At 33.8% G+C, this 20950-nt stretch carries 20 protein-coding genes; 13 read left to right on the top strand and 7 right to left on the bottom strand.

Annotation, left to right across the window (positions count from 1 at the left end; genetic code table 11):
* Positions 1–438 (bottom strand): hypothetical protein, encoded by a 438-nt coding sequence (locus LC076_RS02490; RefSeq protein WP_226665910.1) that lies wholly within the window; start codon positions 436–438, stop codon positions 1–3.
* On the bottom strand, positions 432–632 hold the full coding sequence (locus tag LC076_RS02485; RefSeq protein WP_226665909.1) for a YlaI family protein: 201 nt from the start codon (positions 630–632) through the stop codon (positions 432–434). The genes LC076_RS02490 and LC076_RS02485 overlap by 7 nt, the downstream gene beginning before the upstream one ends.
* Positions 633–799: 167 nt before the next feature.
* Between LC076_RS02485 and LC076_RS02480 the strand changes: the two genes are divergently transcribed.
* The gene (locus tag LC076_RS02480) at positions 800–1258 is read left to right on the top strand and encodes a pyridoxamine 5'-phosphate oxidase family protein (RefSeq protein WP_226665907.1); all 459 of its coding nucleotides are present in this window, start codon (positions 800–802) and stop codon (positions 1256–1258) included.
* Between the two features lie 117 nt (positions 1259–1375).
* Here LC076_RS02480 and LC076_RS02475 read toward each other — a convergent pair whose 3' ends face one another.
* The gene (locus tag LC076_RS02475; RefSeq protein WP_226665905.1) at positions 1376–1981 is read right to left on the bottom strand and encodes a YhcN/YlaJ family sporulation lipoprotein; all 606 of its coding nucleotides are present in this window, start codon (positions 1979–1981) and stop codon (positions 1376–1378) included.
* Between the two features lie 278 nt (positions 1982–2259).
* On the opposite strand from LC076_RS02475, the gene LC076_RS02470 reads away from it, so the two are divergent.
* Positions 2260–3588, top strand: a complete 1329-nt coding sequence (locus tag LC076_RS02470; protein ID WP_226665903.1) for a PhoH family protein — start codon at positions 2260–2262, stop codon at positions 3586–3588.
* A gap of 429 nt (positions 3589–4017) precedes the next feature.
* On the opposite strand, the gene LC076_RS02465 is transcribed toward LC076_RS02470, so the two are convergent.
* Positions 4018–4518 (bottom strand): peptidyl-prolyl cis-trans isomerase, encoded by a 501-nt coding sequence (locus LC076_RS02465; RefSeq protein WP_226666165.1) that lies wholly within the window; start codon positions 4516–4518, stop codon positions 4018–4020.
* Positions 4519–4737: 219 nt separating this feature from the next.
* Between LC076_RS02465 and LC076_RS02460 the strand changes: the two genes are divergently transcribed.
* The 3 genes from LC076_RS02460 to ltrA all read left to right on the top strand — a co-directional run bounded on the left by LC076_RS02460 (position 4738) and on the right by ltrA (position 8824).
* Positions 4738–5019: a YlaN family protein gene (locus LC076_RS02460; protein WP_146946853.1), complete on the top strand. Its 282-nt coding sequence runs from the start codon at positions 4738–4740 to the stop codon at positions 5017–5019.
* Positions 5020–5522: 503 nt separating this feature from the next.
* A complete protein-coding gene (gene ftsW / locus LC076_RS02455; RefSeq protein ID WP_226665901.1) occupies positions 5523–6740 on the top strand; it encodes a putative lipid II flippase FtsW in 1218 nt (405 codons plus the stop codon).
* An 824-nt stretch (positions 6741–7564) separates the two neighbouring features.
* The gene (ltrA, locus tag LC076_RS02450; RefSeq protein WP_226665899.1) at positions 7565–8824 is read left to right on the top strand and encodes a group II intron reverse transcriptase/maturase; all 1260 of its coding nucleotides are present in this window, start codon (positions 7565–7567) and stop codon (positions 8822–8824) included.
* A 75-nt stretch (positions 8825–8899) separates the two neighbouring features.
* Here the strand turns inward: ltrA and LC076_RS02445 are convergent, their stop codons facing one another.
* A complete protein-coding gene (locus LC076_RS02445; protein ID WP_226665898.1) occupies positions 8900–9841 on the bottom strand; it encodes a COX15/CtaA family protein in 942 nt (313 codons plus the stop codon).
* Between the two features lie 800 nt (positions 9842–10641).
* Here LC076_RS02445 and cyoE point away from each other — a divergent pair.
* From cyoE to LC076_RS02405, 8 genes are all read left to right on the top strand, one after another.
* Entirely contained in the window at positions 10642–11517 is an 876-nt protein-coding gene (gene cyoE, locus LC076_RS02440; protein ID WP_226666163.1) for a heme o synthase, read from the top strand.
* A 98-nt stretch (positions 11518–11615) separates the two neighbouring features.
* Positions 11616–12695: a cytochrome c oxidase subunit II gene (gene coxB / locus LC076_RS02435; RefSeq protein WP_226665896.1), complete on the top strand. Its 1080-nt coding sequence runs from the start codon at positions 11616–11618 to the stop codon at positions 12693–12695.
* Positions 12696–12726: 31 nt separating this feature from the next.
* Entirely contained in the window at positions 12727–14592 is a 1866-nt protein-coding gene (gene ctaD, locus LC076_RS02430; protein ID WP_226665893.1) for a cytochrome c oxidase subunit I, read from the top strand.
* Positions 14592–15218 (top strand): cytochrome c oxidase subunit III, encoded by a 627-nt coding sequence (gene ctaE, locus LC076_RS02425; RefSeq protein WP_226665892.1) that lies wholly within the window; start codon positions 14592–14594, stop codon positions 15216–15218. Before ctaD ends, ctaE begins: the two co-directional genes overlap by 1 nt.
* A 4-nt stretch (positions 15219–15222) precedes the next feature.
* A complete protein-coding gene (ctaF, locus tag LC076_RS02420) occupies positions 15223–15555 on the top strand; it encodes a cytochrome c oxidase subunit IVB (protein ID WP_226665891.1) in 333 nt (110 codons plus the stop codon).
* Positions 15556–16224: 669 nt separating this feature from the next.
* The gene (gene ctaG, locus LC076_RS02415; protein WP_226665890.1) at positions 16225–17124 is read left to right on the top strand and encodes a cytochrome c oxidase assembly factor CtaG; all 900 of its coding nucleotides are present in this window, start codon (positions 16225–16227) and stop codon (positions 17122–17124) included.
* A 94-nt stretch (positions 17125–17218) separates the two neighbouring features.
* Positions 17219–17686, top strand: a complete 468-nt coding sequence (locus LC076_RS02410) for a DUF420 domain-containing protein (protein WP_226665889.1) — start codon at positions 17219–17221, stop codon at positions 17684–17686.
* A gap of 666 nt (positions 17687–18352) precedes the next feature.
* Positions 18353–18874 (top strand): GNAT family N-acetyltransferase, encoded by a 522-nt coding sequence (locus LC076_RS02405; RefSeq protein WP_226665887.1) that lies wholly within the window; start codon positions 18353–18355, stop codon positions 18872–18874.
* A gap of 134 nt (positions 18875–19008) precedes the next feature.
* On the opposite strand, the gene ytvI is transcribed toward LC076_RS02405, so the two are convergent.
* On the bottom strand, positions 19009–20067 hold the full coding sequence (gene ytvI, locus LC076_RS02400) for a sporulation integral membrane protein YtvI (RefSeq protein WP_226665885.1): 1059 nt from the start codon (positions 20065–20067) through the stop codon (positions 19009–19011).
* Between the two features lie 148 nt (positions 20068–20215).
* Positions 20216–20572, bottom strand: a complete 357-nt coding sequence (locus LC076_RS02395; RefSeq protein WP_226665880.1) for a YugN family protein — start codon at positions 20570–20572, stop codon at positions 20216–20218.
* Between the last annotated feature and the right edge of the window lie 378 nt (positions 20573–20950).

Below are 20950 nucleotides of genomic sequence, written 5' to 3'. Positions count from 1 at the left end.
TTAACTTGCTTTTCTAAAAGGCCATAAATTCAAGTTTAAAGGTAATATTATTGCATAAATTAGATGAGCAAATATCCATAAAAAGATCGCATAAATATCATTTATATTCGGTGTTTCTTTTATCGCTAGAATGGTTAAAGGAAAATATAGAAAGAAAGTTGGAAACGTAAGTAGTAAAGATAAAATAAATCTGGCTTTTAAATTTGTGATTTTTTTGATTTCACATATAGCTACAAAGATGATCCCAATAATGAATGAGATCAAGAGATGCAAAATAAATTCAATCATTTCAGAAAGTGGTTTATTGTACAAAAAATCAATGTTTAATAATAATGTATAAACTTTTTTTCCTGTGATCATTTGAGCAAATTTTAAGAATAACCCTAGAATAACACCACTAATTAGACCTATAAATATGCCATTTCTTAATATTACCATGAATCATCTGTCTTTTTATCACGGTAAAGTTTGAAATTGCCTGTAGCTATACGATCGTTCGTTCGTTCTTCAATTCGTTCGTGGCAAGTTTTACACATATATGTATGTATTGGACGATTTCTTAATCGTTTAGCTATTAAAGTTTCATCGTTGATCGTTTCAACAGTATCACATATTACACATTTTACTCTCATAAGTACACCTCATAGAAATAATTTGTCTTCCTACCCATTTAAGGACAAGGAAGGTTTCTTTCTTATCAGTATATCACGACTTTTTAAAAAATGAATGAATGTTTATGGTTGGATCACATATCAAAAAAGGGTATGATAGTTGTATAAATTGGAAAGGGAGGATTCAAATGGCCAATAAGGTTGAGACATCTTTAATTGATCCTTTATTTAATACTTTGCAAAAAGAGAGATTTGTTACAATTGCTTCAATTGATTACGAAACAGGATCCCCAAATGTAAGTGCAATTTCTTGGGTCTATGCTCCTGATCATCATCGTATATTCTTTGCGATAGATCAACGTTCAAGAATTGTTGACAATATAAAAAAACATCCTGCAATTGTGCTAAGTCTGATTGCTAATGAATCTACATACTCCATAAATGGAAATGCTCATATAAAAGAAGAGAAACTTGAAGAAATACCATTAAAGCTTTCATTAATTGAATTGAGGATTTCAGAGGTTAGAGATGTTATGTTTTATGGTTCAAGAATATCTGTTGAACCTCATTATGATAAAACCTATGATGAAAATGCTGCAGAAAAATTAGATAAACAGGTATTACAAGCAATGAAGAATAAAGGTTAGAATATGACTGTCCATCCTATCTTAAGAACATAAAATGTTTCTTATTCTTAAGTGAAGGGACAGTCATTCTTTTATATTAAAAGCTCTTAGACAAATTCTAAGGTTTCAAATGCTTTATTATTTCTTCATATGGTTATTCGATTGATCTTGTTGTTCTTTTTCAAGAGACTTTTCTTCTTTCTTGTTTAATTGATCGTCAGCTTGTTCAGTTGGTTGCTTTTGTTGATTATCAAGTATTTCATTTGGCAATTCAGGTACTAATCGACCAACTATTGCAGCAAGTTCATCAAGTATCCCTATAACTGGGCGTCCATTCTGAATTTCTTCTCCCATCTCACGTAGTCTTACATTCGTATCAGCATCTGCAATAATAATTGCACGAGCGCCATAAGGATCATGCATAAGACTTTCTGCAACTGTGTATTTGATGGATTCTACTTTATTTCGATCTAATTTTGCGTTTACATCAATACCTACGACAGCATATTGTCCTAAAACAACGGCGGTAGCGTCGTTTACATCTGGGATATCATTTGCTAATTCAACGAGATGTTTCGATATTTCTTGACCGGTTTTACGATCTACATTTTTTTCCACACTGTTTTTAACATTTATCGGTGTGCCGCTATCATTTGAATGATCTGTTTGATTGGCACCTTGATTTGCTGAACAACCTGTTAAGACAAGAACTGTTAACAATAATACCTTGATAAAAAATTGCATCATATCACTCCTTAACTAATTTTCATTAACTTAAAGGCTTGTCTTGGAGATATTACTTCATTAAGTGTTAAATCGTACTTTTTTTGTTAGTATGTTCACTTTGTAAAATAGTGAAGACAAGTTTTTTTGGTGCTTTTTAATTTTATTGTCTAATAAACCTTCTATCTTTATTCATTCTTTCATATATTTTAGCAACGCTTCATTCACAGCTTGACTTTTTTTCATTACTTAAATGTTACACTCCATAAAAAAATAGCAACGGAGTAGGAGGCGGAGGTTTGAGGAAGATTTATGTTTTAGACACAAATGTATTGTTGCAAGATCCGAATTCAATTTTTTCATTCGAAGAAAATGAAGTAGTCATCCCAGCAGTCGTTCTAGAAGAGGTAGATTCAAAAAAGAGGTATATGGATGAAATAGGGCGTAATGCAAGACAAGTTTCTAAACTCATTGATCAACTAAGAGAAACAGGGAGGCTCCACGAAAAAATTCCTTTGCCGAATGGTGGTTCACTGAGGATTGAATTAAATCACAGATCATTTCATCAGCTTCAAGAGATATTTGTTGAAAAAACAAATGACAATCGTATTTTAGCAGTAGCAAAAAACTTATCATTAGAGGAGCAAACAAAAGAAAATGGTTGTTCTGTCATACTAGTGAGTAAAGATACGCTCGTTCGTGTAAAAGCAGATGCTATTGGTTTAATTGCAGAGGATTTTTTAAGTGATCGAGTGGTAGAGATTGATCATATATACTCTGGTTTTCTTGATTTGTACATCAGTAGTGATAATCTAAATCGATTTTATGAAAAAAGCGAATTGATTTTATCGGAGATTACAAATCATCCATTTTACCCTAATCAATTTGTCATTATGAAAGATGCTTTAGGTGGATCTTCTTCTGCAATTGGTAAAGTAGATCAGACTGGGAAGAAAATACAACGCCTTGTATTTGATCATGATCACATATGGGGAATAAAACCCAGAAATGTTCAACAAACAATGGCGCTCGAGCTTCTTCTTAGAACGGACTTGCCTTTAGTTACCCTTATAGGGAAGGCTGGAACAGGTAAAACATTACTTGCTCTTGCAGCAGGGCTAATGCAAACTGAGGATCTAGGTTCATATAAAAAGCTACTTGTAGCAAGACCGATTGTCCCTGTCGGAAAAGATTTAGGATTTTTACCTGGAGAAAAGGAAGAAAAGTTGAGACCATGGATGCAGCCGATTTATGATAATCTAGAATATCTTTTTAATACTAAAAAACCTGGTGAACTTGATGCGATATTAGCTGGTATGGGTTCAATAGAAGTAGAGGCCTTAACATATATAAGAGGAAGAAGTATCCCTGAACAAATTATTATCATTGATGAGGCGCAAAATTTAACAAAACACGAAGTTAAAACAATTTTAACGCGTGTAGGTGAACGTAGTAAAATTGTATTAATGGGTGACCCTGAACAAATTGATCATCCTTATTTAGATGAGTATAATAATGGTCTTACTTATGTAGTTGAAAAATTTAAGGATCAGCCAATAGCTGGCCATGTTAGACTTGTAAAAGGTGAGCGATCTGGTTTAGCGCAGCTTGCAGCAGATTTGTTATAACTAAAGTCAAGTTATGAAGTGAAAATGATGTAAGAAAAGGATGACTTAAAGAAGTTGGTTACAACATATCTTCTTTAAGCCATCCTCATTTTCAGAACACTCACGATGTTTTTTAAAACGCTATGTTAAAGCTTAAGGTTGTTTTTTAGCACTTGGTTGATTGGAGTGAAAGGCATGAGACTCCTGCGGGAGAAGCGTGTCGAAGGGAGACCCCACAGGCGCTTGCGCCGAGGAGGCTTCCTGACCGCCCGCGGAAAGCGAATGCCTGTAACGGAAATCAACCACAAAGTTTAACAGGGCCTTTTTAAAAGAGACAGTCAGTGGTATGTCAAGTTGCATCTTTTTTTTGTAAAATGTCCTATTTATATTTAGCAATATTTTTTGGAATTAACTAAGTCATAAATTAACTAACATTTTAGGAAAAGAGCCTTAAGCAATGAATATTTTTTTAATGTTTTTTATTGGATTTTTCACATTGGAGCCATCACCAAAGTATACATGTATTGGACCATCAGTTGTTAAAGGTTTGCCTTTATAGCTAAATCCAACAATAACTTCAAGAGCCTCTTTAATGGAGAGAGTATAAGTCTTATTATCATTTGTAATAAATTGTACCTCTTTTGCATCATTTTTAAGGCCTGCATTTTCTAAAAATGGTTGTAACGGAATCCCAAATGTTCCGTTTAAGATCCTCTGTTTTTCGTATGTACGTTCAGTTTTTAAAGTTGGAGGATGAATGGCACCTTCTCTTATTTCACGCTCCCAATGTTTAGAAACAGCTTTCGTGTATTCTTCTAATTCATCTTTTGTTTCTCTTTCTTCTTGGAAATAACTTGTTAAATCAACTTTTCTATCATCAAAGATCCACACACCAGGATCTAAGGTGATTTGGTAATTCACTTTACCTGTTATCATAATAATAGATTCCATCATATTTCACACCCCTTACAACGCTAGTATAAGTGTTTAGAGATCATTTGTCACATTTCATGATAACTCTTATTAAGTATAATTAAGTGGAACTATATAAATGTTGAATAAATTCATTTAAATGTTCTACTTTGGTCTGTTTGTCCTTGCTTTTTTAGCTCATTGGATTTAATATTAATACATAGAATAGGGTAATCGCTCGGAAACGGAGGGATTAAATTGGCGTCTGAGATTGCTGTTAATCACCAAGAAAAAGCACTTGCATTACTTAAGGCAGATGCTAATAAGATTATGAAACTGATTAAAGTCCAAATGGATAATTTAACGATGCCTCAATGTCCTCTTTATGAAGAGGTTTTAGATACACAAATGTTTGGTCTATCTAGAGAAATAGACTTTGCTGTAAGGCTTGGCTTGGTTGAGGAACGTGAAGGAAAAGCACTGTTAGTTTCACTTGAAAGAGAGTTGTCTGCATTACATGATGCTTTTACAACTAAATGATTTTAAAAACTCAAACTAAATAGGTTTGGGTTTTTTTTTTTTGCATTTTTTTTTAAAATCTTCTTGGTTTTTTATTTAGGTAAAAGCTTAACAAATAATCTATAATAAGGCTTTAGCACTTTAAGGACTTATATTGAGATTATTCTTAGAAAGCGTGTCAAAAGGAAGATTAACCAGGCGGCACGCTGATGAGGCTCCCGGATTAAATTAGAAAAATAGATTCTTGAAAAAGCGAACAGGTTCGATTTTCAATACACTCGAAGTGAAAGCGAATGCCTATAACGGAAATCAACAATAAAGTTTAACAAAGTTAATAATTAAACAAAAAGCGAAAAAATATAAAGGGCTTTTTTTATAGTTAATGCTATTTGATCTTAGAAAGTCGTTTTTAGTTTATAAATTAGATATTTTTAAAGGATTTTTCTCTTTTGAAGTCGAAGTTGTAGTAAAATAAAGGACACAACTAGTTTTTCAACATGTATTTGATAAGGGAAGAGATAGATATGGTAAAAAAAATAATAAAATCATATGATTATTCATTAATAATAGCTATTGTCTTACTTTGCTGTTTTGGTTTAGTGATGGTTTACAGCTCAAGCATGATAACTGCTGTGGCAAGATTTGGCTATGAGCCAGATCATTTCTTTCAAAGACAAAAGCTCGCATTAATTGCTGGCGGACTTGCATTTCTTACCATGATGATATTTCCTTATAGAGCTTTTTTGTATAGTAAATTTCTAAAATTAATAGCTATTGGATCCATACTCATGTTATTTTCATTGTTTTTTATTGGACATGCTGCTGGTGGTGCTCAAAGTTGGATTTCTATTGGTGGATTTAGCATACAACCAGGTGAATTTGTCAAATTAAGTGTGATTATTTATTTGGCAGCAGTGTATGATAAAAAACAATCCTATATTGATGAGTTTGGTCGAGGAGTCTTACCACCATTAATCTTTACAGTAATCATTTGTTTTTTTGTTGTGATACAACCAGATTTTGGTACAGCTTTTATTATTGCATTAATTGCCATATGTATGATTTTATGCTCTGGCATGGCTGGAAAAAGTATCGTAAAGCTTATAGCTCTATTAATATTAGCTGGAGTCTTGATGACGCCGATTGTAATAATGAAAGGTCTTTTTAGTGAAGAACAGTTAAGTCGTTTGGTAGGAGTCACAGACCCTTTTGGCACAATTGAAGGAGAAGGATATCAGTTAGTTAATTCGTTTTACGCAATAGGTTCAGGAGGCTTGAAAGGACTGGGTTTAGGACAAGGTGTTCAAAAGTATGGTTATTTGCCAGAATCACATACTGATTTTATTATGGCTGTTATTGCTGAGGAACTTGGGATATTCGGTGTCCTTTTTGTATTGATGTTATTAACTTTTGTTGTTTTAAAAGGTTTTTCCATTGCCAGGAGATGTCAAGATCCTTTTGGATCTTTACTAGCTGTTGGAATATCAAGTATGATTGCTATTCAATCCATGATAAATTTAGGTGGTTTAACAGGACTAATACCTATTACAGGTGTCCCACTTCCATTTATAAGTTATGGTGGATCTTCGATGTTATTACTGCTGATTTCAATGGGGTTATTAGTAAATGTTTCAATGTTTACATCATATCGTGAAGTATATAAAAAGCCACTTAGTCAAGAAGCTATACCTTCTAAGAATGTGAAACAATTTAAACAACATAAAAGCACATCTATTAGATAAATTTGATACCTTCCTCGATTTTTCGTTAATAAGGAAGGTTTTTTTAATATAAAGAAACAAGGATATAGTACGTTAATCCACTCAAACTACTAGGTAAAGAGAGAAATGGTATATGTCAGAAGAGGACACTAGCTCAATGATGATTGTAGAACTCTTAAAGTGTTAGGGAGTGAAATTTTTTTAAGAAGCTCTGTAAGGATGTAGTGATTACTATATAAGCAAAATAAGCAAAGAGAGAAACCGATGGTTTCTCTCTTTGCTTGTGTGCGCCCGGCATGGGTGTAGTCTCTAGGGTGAAAGTCCCGAACTGTGAAGGCAGAAGTAACAGTTAGCTTAACGCAAGGGTGTCCATGGTGACATGGAATAAGAAGGAAGCGAGCGGCAAACTTCCGGTCTGAGGAACACGAACTTCATATAAGGCTAGGTATCATTGGATGAGTTTGCACAGCAAAACAAAGTCCCTTCTGCCGAAGGTGATACAGAGTAAATGAAGCAGATAGGTGGAAGGAAAGACTACACTCTTACCCGGGGAGGTCTGATTAACACGCCAAGTACACTTGGTAACCTATCTGGTGATAGATAGCTGAATAATCAGAAGTCAGCCGAGGTCATAGTACTTGATTTACTCGAGAGAATCAAGGAAGGACTGAACCATTTTAGGAGAACAAACACTTGATAAACAGTTCTTTATGTCGAAAGCAGAAAATTCATTAAGAGAACCTACCTGAATGGAAGATATGGTGAATCCATGGGGGACTTCAGGAGGGCTTAGTAAAGAACTTACTTAAAAAGAACGTATTGTTCACGTAGGAAGGAAGATCTTCATGTTAATGGAACAAGTGTTGTCACGAGGGAATCTTTTGAACGCGCTAAAGCGTGTTGAAAGAAACAAAGGAAGTCATGGAGTAGATTATATGTCCGTAAAAGACCTACGAAAACATATCCTCGAAACATGGGAAAGTTTGAGAGCTTCCTTAACAAAGGGTACATATCAACCTTCTCCTGTCCGTCGGGTTGAAATCCCAAAACCGAACGGTGGAGTAAGATTACTAGGTATACCAACCGTGACAGATCGTTTCATTCAACAGGCGATTACTCAAATATTAACCCCAATCTTTGATCCGGCCTTTTCAACACAGAGTTATGGCTTTCGTCCAAATAAACGAGGTCACGATGCAGTGAAACAAGCGAAAAGATATATCGAAGATGGTTATCGTTGGGTAGTCGATATAGACTTAGAGAAATTCTTTGATAAAGTCAATCATGATCGTTTAATGCGTATTCTGTCAAAAAGGATTCAAGATCGAACTCTTCTATCGTTAATCCGTAAATACCTACAATCTGGCATTATGATTCAAGGCGTTGTGACACAATCTGAAGAAGGAACACCACAAGGTGGACCGTTAAGCCCACTTTTATCAAACATAGTTCTGGATGAACTAGATAAGGAACTGGAAAAGAGGGGACACAAGTTTGTTAGATATGCAGATGACTGTAATATCTACGTAAAGACTAGGAGAGCTGGACAACGTGTCATGGAGTCAATTACTTCATTCATTGAATCAACTCTAAAACTCAAAGTAAATAGAGAAAAATCAGATGTAGATAGACCATGGAAAAGGAAGTTCCTTGGTTTTAGTTTTACCTTTCACAAGAAACCGAAGGTACGAGTGGCGAAAGAGAGTATTCAACGTATCAAGAAAAGGATACGTGAGTTAACATCAAGGTCAAAACCTATCCCGATGAAGACTAGAATTGAACGATTGAATCAATATCTGACTGGATGGTGTGGATATTTCGCTTTAGCAGACACACCAACAATATTCAAAGAGTTAGATCAATGGATTAGAAGAAGACTCCGAATGTGCCAGTGGAAAGAATGGAAGAAACCGAAAACTAAAGTGAGAAAACTTATGGGGCTCGGTATACCTAAAGAAAAGGCATACGAATGGGGAAACTCCAGGAAGAAATATTGGAGAGTAGCCAAAAGTCCAATACTACAAAGAACCCTTTCGAACTCTTATTGGAGTTTGAAAGGGTTGAAAAGTCTATATTCAAGATATTCACAACTGCGTCAGACATAAATGGAACCGCCGTATACCGAACGGTACGTACGGTGGTGTGAGAGGTCGGGGGTTAATCACCCCCTCCTACTCGATTTACTTAGTTATTGATCGATCTGAGGAAGTATTAGCTTCAATATTTATGTTGTTTCGGCTGACTAATAGTAAGAAATAACTTAGTAATCCGAAAAGACAGGAAATGATTAAAGCATGTGCAAGTGCAACATAAAGATTCAAACCAGAAATAACGACAAAAGCACCTGAAGTTACTTGCATAGATACTAGGATAAAGGCAATAATCCAACCCCAATATATGACCTTTTCATGTTTGTAATACCTAATTGCTCGCCACGTTGCATAAGCAATCCATATAAAAATTAATCCTGCAGCAAGTCGGTGACCCATCTGTATCCATTCATGTAATGTTGTTGGTAAACCTCCGGCTCTGTTACTACAAAGAGGCCATTCAGGACAAGCGAGGCTAGCACCTTTATGTCTAACATAAGCACCAGTGTATACAACAAAATAAGAATAAACAATGATTCCAATCATATGGAATTTCATTTCCTTGTTAATAACAAGTGATTTTGCGTCGAATTTCTTATCAATTTCAAAGATTAATAAAGTTAATAATAATACTGATGAAAAAGAAATGAGTGAAATACCGAAATGCAGAGCGAGAATTGCATCAGATTGTCCCCACATTACAGCAGCAGCTCCAATGAGGGCTTGTAAAACTAAGAAAAATATAGACAGTATTGCAAGGAATTTAGTTTCTCTGATATGACCAATCTTTCTCCACGACCATATAGATAGGATTAGGACTGTAAAACCAGCAAGTCCACTAACTAATCTGTGACTTAATTCAACTATAAGCTCAAAGGTTATATTGCTAGGAATAAGTTCACCATGACATAATGGCCAAGAATCTCCACACCCTGCACCTGACTCAGTTTTTGTTACTAAGGCTCCACCTATTAAGACAACGATCATCACGATTGTTGTAAATACGGCAAACCATTTTAGAGCTTGTTGCAAAATGTTCACCTACTTATATAGTAAAATGGTAACGTTAAATTAGTAAATACTTATCGATAGTACACAATGTTGAGTAAAAAGACAATGAATTTACAGAAATGTTCACAAAGTTATTAGATATTGTCTGAACTTGTAGAAAACTAGTGAAAAAATATAAATATCTAGACATAGTAGATATTTTTTTAGTTAAACATTTGATTATCATTTAATTTTACTCGATATTTTAATTTGTGTTATTCTCTCCAATTCATATATGAAAAATATGAAGATTTAAAGAAAAAGTCTTGAATATTTCCTCCGGTTTTGCTAGAAATAGATAGGTAATGTTATAGTGATTAGCAAATAATAAAACGATTTTAGCAAATAACTTTTTTTTCCTAAGATTTGATCTATCTTTTATGTTAAAATAGACTTGGCTTCATGTCTAAATATGTTTTATGTTTGAGTAGCTTGAAATACACTTTCACAATTTCGACAAATATACTTCATGAATTGTTCACAAATATGTTGGTAATTATGTTTTAATTTCAAGTAGACCATTTTTAAATTACTCATTTTTTAGTATCATAGGATATAGAAAATTCACATGTTGCAACCGCCTTCATAATAACTTTTTGTTTTTTTAGAGGTGTTCAGCACAATAAACTTTTCTTGTATTAGAATAATAATGTTTCTAGAAATTCTCTTTTCATAGATAATAGAGGTATGAACATCAAAGAATAACTAGGAAGTAAGGAGGTAAAGAATTGGCTAACACGAAAGTTTTGGATGATGCTACGCTTAAGCAGCATTCTAGTGATATGCGTGAAACAACCGTTTGGAAAGAGTTCTTAGCACTAATAAAAGTGGGAATTGTTAATTCAAACGCCATCACAACATTTACAGGTATTTGGCTAGCGCTTTACTTTAGTGGTAAAGGGTTTTTAACAAATATAGATATAGTATTATTCACAATGATTGGTTCTTCTTTAGTCATTGCTGGATCTTGTGCTATTAATAACTATTATGATCGTGATATAGATCATCTTATGGAAAGAACAAAAGATCGACCTACTGTAACAGGTAAGATGAATCCAATACATGCATTATGGATCGGAATCTTTTTGTTAACAATAGGAATTACGTTTATGTTAATGACGACATTAACTGCAACACTTATCTCTTTAGTTGGTGTTGTAACATATGTCTTTCTTTATACAATGTGGTCTAAACGACTATATACTATTAATACTGTGATTGGCAGTGTGTCTGGTGCTGTTCCTCCATTAATCGGTTGGGCTGCTATTGATGCAAATTTAAGTGTTATCGCTTGGGTACTATTTTTAATTATGTTTATTTGGCAGCCACCACACTTCTTAGCATTAGCAATGAGAAGAACAGAAGAGTATCGCGCTGCAAATATTCCTATGCTACCTGTCGTACATGGATTTGATATTACAAAACGTCAGATTATGGTATGGATTGTTTGTCTATTACCTTTACCGTTTTATTTATATGAATTAGGTATTGGTTTTGTCATTTTAGCAACTTTGCTTAATATTGGCTGGATTGTCATGGGAATTAAAAATTTCAAAAACAAAGAACAAGAGATGAAATGGGCAACAAAAATGTTTGTTTACTCCATAAATTATTTAACAATCTTGTTCGTCTCAATGGTGCTTTTTACCATTGTTTAATGTTGAAATTCTTTCTTAAAAGAATTTATTTATAAAAAGAGTTCCTTATTAAAAATGATAGGAATTTCAAATTACTGAAAGAGGGGTTTGATTAAGCTATGAGAAAATGGCTGACAAAATGGCGTCTGCTTCCATTATTTGCAATGTTGACGCTTTTCTTAGCCGGCTGTGGTGAACCGTTTCTTTCCACACTTAAACCTGCTGGAGAAGTAGCGGATATGCAATATGACTTAATGGTGCTTAGTACACTAATTATGGTTGTAGTCATTGCAGTCGTAACAGTAATCTTCATTTACGTTGTCATTAAATTCCGTAGACGTAAAGGGGAAGAAAACAACATTCCTGTTCAAGTGGAAGGGAATCATAAGCTCGAAATTATTTGGACAGTTATACCGATTCTTTTACTACTTGTCTTAACAGTTCCAGTTGTTTCTGCAACGTTTAAACTTGCAGAAGTGGATGCTATTGAGGATGAAAGTCGAAAAGCTGAAGATGCAATAGTTGTCAATGTAAGAGCGAATCTTTACTGGTGGGAATTTGAGTATCCTGACTATGGAGTAGTGACTAGTCAAGATTTAATTGTTCCAACAGATGAAAAAGTTTATTTTAACTTAATTGCTTCTGATGTTAAGCATTCTTTCTGGATTCCTTCTGCCGGTGGTAAGATGGATACTAATACAGAAAATGTAAATCAAATGTGGTTATCATTTGATTCTGAAAGAGCAGACCAAGCCGGAGAATATTTCTACGGTAAATGTGCTGAGCTATGTGGCCCTTCACATGGTTTAATGGACTTTAAAGTTAAAGCAATATCTAGAGATGAATTTGACCAATGGATCTCTGATATGGAAGGTGCTCAAGCAGTAGCTTCTACTGATTTAGCTGTACAAGGAGAACAATTATTTGAAGAAAAAGGATGTATTGCTTGTCACGCAGTTTCTCCAACTGACGAACGTCCTGCAGCAGCAAGAACAGCACCTAACTTAGCGACATTTGGTGAACGTGCACGTGTAGCTGGTATTCTTCCACATGATGCGCAAAACATCCGTAATTGGTTGAAAGATCCAGAAACATACAAACCAGGCAATAAGATGACAAACACTTATCCAAAATTGTCTGATCAAGAGCTTGACGCTCTTACTGAATATTTAATGGGGCTTAAGGTCTCAAGTAATTAATTTTTTAGTGAAATGAAAAGGAGGTAACACTGTGAGCACGTTAACTCAGAAAAAGGGGATTGGTGCAACTTTATGGGATTACTTAACTACAGTTGACCATAAAAAAATCGCTATCCTTTACCTGATATCCGGTGGCTTCTTCTTCCTTGTTGGTGGATTAGAAGCAATGCTGATCCGTATTCAGCTAGCAGTTCCAAACAATGACTTTGTTAGTGCTGGTCTTTATAATGAAATTTTAACCATGCACGGAACGACAATGATTTTCCTAGCTGCTATGCCATTATTATTTGCATTAATGAATGCAGTTGTGCCATTACAAATAGGAGCTCGTGATGTTGCGTTTCCATTTTTAAACTCATTAGGTTTTTGGTTATTCTTCTTCGGTGGGGTATTTTTAAACTTAAGTTGGTTTTTAGGTGGAGCACCTGACGCTGGTTGGACATCTTATGCTTCATTAGCGTTACATTCACCTGGTCATGGAGTCGATTTTTACTTACTAGGATTACAGGTATCGGGTTTAGGTACGCTGATAGCGGGAATTAACTTTCTTGTAACGATCATTAATATGCGTGCACCTGGTATGACTTACATGCGTATGCCATTATTTACTTGGACTACATTTGTAGCATCTGCACTTATCTTATTTGCTTTCCCAGCTTTAACAGTAGGTTTAGCTTTACTTATGTTTGATCGTTTATTCGGTACAGCATTCTTTGACCCTGCACTGGGTGGTAATACAGTAATCTGGGAGCATTTATTCTGGATTTTTGGACACCCTGAAGTTTATATCTTGATTTTACCTGCATTCGGTATTTTCTCTGATATTCTTCCTGTATTTGCAAGAAAACGTTTATTTGGTTACTCTTCAATGGTATTTGCAACAGTGTTAATTGGTTTCTTAGGCTTCATGGTTTGGGCACATCATATGTTCACAACTGGTCTAGGTCCAATTGCAAATGCAATCTTTGCGGTTGCAACAATGGCAATTGCCGTGCCAACTGGTATTAAAATATTTAACTGGCTATTTACGATATGGGGTGGATCAATTAGATTTACATCTCCAATGGTATGGTCTGTTGCATTTATTCCTACATTTGTAATGGGTGGAGTAACTGGTGTTATGTTAGCAGCAGCAGCGGCAGATTATCAATATCATGATACGTATTTCGTAGTAGCTCACTTCCATTATGTAATCGTTGGTGGAGTAGTATTTTCTTTATTCGCGGGTGCTATATACTGGTGGCCAACGATGTTTGGGAAAATGCTTAATGAAAAATTAAACTACATTATTTTTGCTTTATTCTTTACAGGTTTTCATCTAACTTTCTTTATCCAGCATTTTTTAGGATTATGGGGTATGCCACGACGTGTATTCACATTCCTACCTGGACAAGGATTAGATATAGCGAACTTTGTGAGTACAATTGGTGCATTCCTAATGGCGGCTGCAACAATCTTATTACTTGTTAACATCGTCATTACATCTGTTAAAGGTAAAAAGGTTGGAATCGATCCTTGGGAAGATGGGCGTACACTTGAGTGGGCAATCCCGTCACCACCACCTGAATATAACTTTAAACAAACTCCACTTGTTCGTGGTTTAGATGCACTTTGGATTGAAAAAATGGAAGGTAAAAAAGAAATGACACCTGCTGAACCTCTAGGTGACATTCATATGCCTAATGGATCAATCCTACCGTTAATTATGTCATTTGGATTATTCATCGTTTCATTTGGATTGATGTATCGTGAAGAACATGGTTGGGGTATTGTAGCAATATTTGTAGGCTTTAGCATTACACTTATTTCAATGTTCTTACGTTCAATTATTGATGACCATGGATATCACATCCATAAAGAAGATTTAATGAATGAAGATAAAGGAGGGAAAGCATAATGGCAAATGTTGAAGAAAAATTAACAGCAGAGACTTTTCCTGCAGCGCCTGAAAAAGCTACCCTCGAAGGTAAAAATAAATTTATAGGCTTTTGGTTATTTCTTGGTGGAGAGACTGTGCTCTTTGCAAGTCTCTTTGCAACATTTCTTGCATTAAGAGAATCAACTGCAGGCGGTGCATCGACTCAAGAACTATTTGAGCTTCCACTTGTATTCGTAGCGACAATGTTACTCTTAACTTCAAGTTTAACAAGTGTATACGCAATGTATCATATGAAGAACTTCAATTTTGCTAAAATGCAATTGTGGTTAATTATTACAGTTTTGTTAGGCTTAGCGTTTCTATTGCTTGAAATATATGAGTTCAATCATTATATACATGAATTTGAATTTACGATCACAAGTAGTGCTCTAGGATCAGCTTTTTATACACTAGTAGGAACACATGGACTTCACGTGGCTTTCGGTTTGTTGTGGATTACAACTTTAATCGTTCGCAATGCAAAACGTGGATTAAGCTTATACAATGCACCTAAATATTATGTAGCTAGTCTTTACTGGCATTTCATTGACGTTGTATGGGTGTTTATCTTTACAGTTGTATACTTAATGGGAATGGTGGGATAAACTGATGGCAAATAATCATAATTCAGCAAACCCTAAAGTAGATTTAAAATATCGTCGTAAGAAAAATGCAGAAGATATGAAACATCAAATTGTGACATTTGCAATGATGATCTTCTTAACAATCGTTGCTTTTATTGCTGTAGGATACGATGGAATTGGTGAATCATTTAAAATTCCATTCATTATTACATTAGCAGTAATTCAAGTTATTTTTCAGCTTTATTATTTCATGCACATGAGCCATAAAGGACACGAAACACCAGCATTATTCTTATACTCTGGTGTAGGGGTTGCAGCATTAACTGTATTAACATTCGTAACAATCATTTGGTGGTAATCTTTAAAATGATAGAAAAGGACAATTAGCTTTAGCTGATTGTCCTTTTTGCTTCAGGCTCTTTTCTCAAGGCTGTTTTCGCAAACTTTGTTGCTTTTAATAGTGGCATCTTTCCTTCATAAAATAGTACCCTTATCGGTGAAAAAACACTGTTTTCACTATAAATTTTGGTTGCATAGCAACAATTGTTCAGAAAAGAGCCTTTCTCAAAGAATGTTGTTTTTATAGCTCTTACGTACAAACGGATTAGGGTTTATTAAAGTGAAAGGTATCAGATACCTGCGAGAGTAGTGGGAGCTTTGGGACACAGCAGGCGCAAAGAGCTGTAGCGTAAATCTACTTTTGGTAAACTAAACTATATAGCAGTAAAGTTTACGAAAGTAGACCTGTATGATCAAGAAAGTGAAAATCTATACCTATATATGACTAGTTAAAGGTGTCATTAGCTAGAAAGGAAATATCTCATTTATCGGATTTTAATTTAAGAGAAAAATGATGAATCATTCACCCTCTATTTTTATATTCTCATAGTGATTGTCACATCGCGTTTTTCTTATATAATATAGTTCCTCAGCTTTATTTCTGATTTGTCATAGAACGTTCATTGATAGACTAAATTGTGAAGTGTATAATAGTCGGGAAGGACTAGTTTAAGGAGCTGATTTATAGATGAGCTTTGATATATTTGGATTTCGAGCATTATGGAGTCCTTATTTCTTAATTATTTTATTAATCATAACAACATTATTTTTTATGGTGATCGGACCATGGCGTACAAAGTTTAAGAATAGTACACCAGTAACTACAAAGCAGAAAGTAATATTCGTATCAGCAATTTTATCACTTTATATAAGTAAAGGGAGCCCTGTTGATTTATTAGGTCATATTATGTTTAGTGCACATATGACTCAAATGGCAATCTTATATTTAGTTGTACCACCTTTATTAATCTTGGGTATACCTAATTGGTTATGGGAATTTATCTTATATCGCCCTGTTATTAAGCCTGTATTTACGCTACTTTCCAAGCCTATTATTGCTCTTATTTTCTTTAATGGAGTTTTTTCACTTTATCATGTCCCATTAGTTTTTGATTTTGTGAAAACAGATCCTCTTTATCATTCAATAATGACTACTATTATCTTTATTGGTGCAATGTCAATGTGGTGGCCATTATTAAATACCTTGCCAGGTTGGAAATCAATTACAGGTATTAAAAAGGTAGGTTATATCTTTGCAGATGGTGTTTTGTTAACTCCAGCATGCGCATTAATTATATTTGCTACAGATCCCCTATATTTAACATATTCAGAACCACAAGCATGGATAAACGCTTTACAGCTATGTGTTCCTTCTGATATGCTTGCAGGTTTAAATTTAACAGGACCTGATATGTTTAATACATTGCCAACAGTAGAAGATCAGCAATTAGGTGGCGTGTTAATGAAGATTATTCAAGAAATTGTATATGGTACAATACTTGCTTATATTTTCTTCCAATGGGCTCGTAAAGAGCGTGAAAAAGATCAACAAGAATATAAAGATTATTCTTTAGACCCTATAAAATAATGAGTAAAGGGTGAATGCACTTTAGTCGTTATTTAACATTTTTTTTATCTGCAATGTAGAAATCGTTTATCTTATGATAAGGAAAGGAAATATTATGAGTTCATCAATTCCTATTTTACCTACTATTAGTACGACATTTATTGTGTTAAGTGCTATTTCAGTAGCGATTGGCTGGTATCTTATTAGAAAACGTAACATAAATGCACATATTAAAGTGATGACACTAGCTGCTATTTTTGCTGTTATTTTCTTTATTATTTATGCTTCTAGGACAATATTTATTGGTAACACTGCCTTTGGTGGTCCTGATGATATTAAAATTTATTACACTGTTTTTCTTGTGTTCCATATTACTTTAGCTACAGTAGGAGCTGTGTTTGGAATAATCTCTTTAATAACTGGTTACAAAAAGAATTATGAAAAGCATCGTAAATTAGGACCGATTACAAGTATAATCTGGTTTTTCACTGGAATTACAGGTGTTGCGGTATATTTATTACTTTACGTATTCTACAGTGGTGGAGAAACAACATCTGTAATAAAAGCAATCTTAGGTTTTTAAACATATTTTGAGGGTGGTTTAGAATAATATATTCTAAACCACTTTTTTCTATCTTTGTAGCCCATTTAGTTTTTAAAACTCTAGATGTTTGTCCTACGTTTTATTTTAAGGATTTTTCTAAGTGCTCTTTTCTGAAAAATTGTTACTATCTGACGCATTTGTTTGTTGTAATCATTTTAAACATTCTCATAATAGGTGCAATTTGTAGAAGAAAAGATGCCTCAAGACTTTAACAGAATTGTATCCATCAGGATTCTAAAACAACAAAGTTATCAAAAACAGCATTTCTAAAAGATATGTTAAAGTTCAATGTTGATATTTTGTCTTATTTTGAGTGAAAGTGCAAGTCATGAGATATCATATCTTCTACAACTCCTTATCACAGGGAATATCCGCAGGCGTACAGATTAATTTAGGTCTTGGAAGAAGAGCCTTTCGAAAATTCGGTAATTATTTTTATTACTATTTCCTTGGCAAAAAGGATTTTTTTTCTGGTAAAGCGAATGGCTGTTATGAAAATCAATATCAAACGTTTAACAAATCCTATGTCTTCAAGAAAACAATATGGGTGGTGCTAGGTGAACAAACTTTCACCTTTTTGCATTTTTTTAATAATCATTCATATCTCTTTTATTAAAATAAATTAGTAAGAGGGGAGCGAATGGCTTGATAGAAATATTAACAAATCGATTAATGATTGTTCCATGTTCACTTGATATTGCTAAGTCTTTAATTTTTCATAGGAAAGAGTTAGAAAAACGTTCTCCAATAGAAATTCCATCATATTGGCCTACTTCAGTTGTAAGAGGATTTATCCCTTATTACATTGAAAGCATTGAAAATTTAGAAGCGGATGAAAAAGATCTTGATTGTGGCTTTTGGTTAATTATATTGTATGAACAAAAGAAAATCATTGGTGATTTATTAATGCAAGGAAAGCCTAAGAAGGAAGGGTTAGTGGAACTTAGTTATCATATTGATGAGGAAGATATTGATGAAACTATTGCCTATGAAGCTATTGATGCATTTATTGATTGGTTAACATATCAACAGGCAGTAAAAAAAATTATAATAGAATGTGAGGTTCTACAACAAAAAAAAATAAAGCTCTATAATAAGCTTGGGTTTATCTGTGTAAAGAAAGATGGAGATTTTTTAACATGGGAGATGCAAAAAAAAGGTGAATAAATCATCAGTATTCTGAGGTTTTCTTATTAGGGGAAAATATAAAGGCAGAAGAACATTCCTTCTGCCTTTATATTTTGTTCTTTTTTTTTTGGATGTTGTTAATTATCAAGCAATAAATTTTCACGAATTCTTTATTATATTTTAAACTTAATTTTAATGAGTCCTGCCTCACGTGCTGAATTGTATACTATTAGTATCATTGGCCCTATAAAGAAACCTAGTACCCCAAAAAGCTTTAAACCTAAGTACATTGAAATCAGAGTAGCTAGAGGGGAGAGTCCAATATGTGTTCCCATTACTTTTGGTTCAATTGTTCTTCTAATGACTAAAAGTGTGACAGTTAGGATTCCTAACTGTGCAGCTAGTGCAGCATCTCCTGTGATCACATGATATAACGTCCATGGTCCCATGATAATTATAGAACCAATCAAAGGAATCACATCGATAATCCAAATTATCAGTGACATTATTAATGCTATTTCAGGTGCAATAAACAATAAGCCAATTAATGAGACTATAAAAATAATAATACTGACTAGAAATTGAGCTTTAATAAATCCCATAACAACATAAGTCATCCTAGAAGTCATAAAGGATACTTTTTCAGCTGTTTTATCGGTTAAATACGAATAGGATTTCTTTTTTAATCGAGGAAGCTCTAGCATAAATAAAAACAAAGCAATTAAATATACAATTAAGTTTACAAGGTAATTTGGAATATTGGTAAATATGGTTTTCACATTTTCTATATTTACATAGCTTGTTAGTTCAGTTCGTGTTTTTTGTAAAAAATTAGTAACTTGTTTACTTACTTCATCAACAACAATAGGTGGAAGATCTTGGGTGGTTAGTGTAATATCGTCTTGAAAGTTTTCCCAAACCTTTGTTATTTCATTTATATAAGAAGGAGCGTTATCTACAATTTGGACAACCTCACCAATCACCTTTGTTGACAAGATATAGCCGCTAACACTTATTAAAATAACAAATAATATAAAAACAATTAGTACTGCCAATTGCCTTTTTATTTTTGTTCTATGCTTAAGCAATCTTATAACTGGTTCAAGAAAGAGGGCAGTAATAAATGCAACAATAAGTGGTACTGAAATAGGTAGAATAAAAAATGCAATAGCTCCTATAATCACAATGGTGAAAATGATTAAAAGAGTCCGTCTGTTTAACAATGTGGTCAATATGGTGCCCCTTTCTAACTAAACTTTACAATATATATTATAGTACTTAATTCGTTAGAAAACAAAGAAAATTCTTCGAATGAATTTAATATTTATGTAAAAAAAAACAAAGGATTTTCTCCTTTGTTTTAATTGTAGAAAATAAAGCTTATTGTATTTTTTGTATTTCGTCAGCTACTTGTTTAAGAAGTGCTTTGCTAGTGTTTACTACAGTAGTGGGAAAGTATTCACCTTCACCATATTCAACACCATGTGGGTAATAATGTTTTCCTAATAGAGGAGTTAAAAGCTTAATTAATGCATGACGACCACCAATATCGCCTTCTACGCCATATGCCTGTACACGTAAGTAGAATGTATCCCCTTTTGCTTCAATTTTACGATCATAAGTAACGCGCTCATAATCCCATTGACCAGCTCTTACTAGTCCTGCATCTTCCATTATTTCGTCTAAGCGAGTAAGGTCAACCGTAAGCCCTTCTAAACCCGTACCTTCCATTTTCATATGTAATGTCCCTCCTAAAAGCCTTTTCACGAATTTTATTATAGCTTAAATCTCTTTAAAAGATAAAGTAAAACTTTCATTCTGTTGCTTACAATAAATTATATAAGCCTACTGTATAATAATAGTATGAAAAACAATTTACATCAATGCCTAACATAATATTGTCTGTTAAGATAACAAAAGTAGCTCTATTTAACCTAAAAAAAGGCCAAAATTTATACTTTTAATGTTTTAGGATAGCAATAAAGGGTAATAATGCTAAAATAATAATATAGAATGAAATGATAGAATAGATAGTAGTTATTCGTGATTCTAGTAAATAAAAGTTTAAACGGTCAAATGTCATAATTAACTAGAATATATAAACCGATTTTTCAT

This window comes from Metabacillus litoralis, assembly GCF_020524045.1.
In the GTDB taxonomy this organism is placed as follows: domain Bacteria; phylum Bacillota; class Bacilli; order Bacillales; family Bacillaceae; genus Metabacillus; species Metabacillus litoralis_C.
The sequence above is the reverse complement of the archived record's forward strand: the minus strand, read 5'-3'. Positions and strand labels throughout refer to the sequence as shown.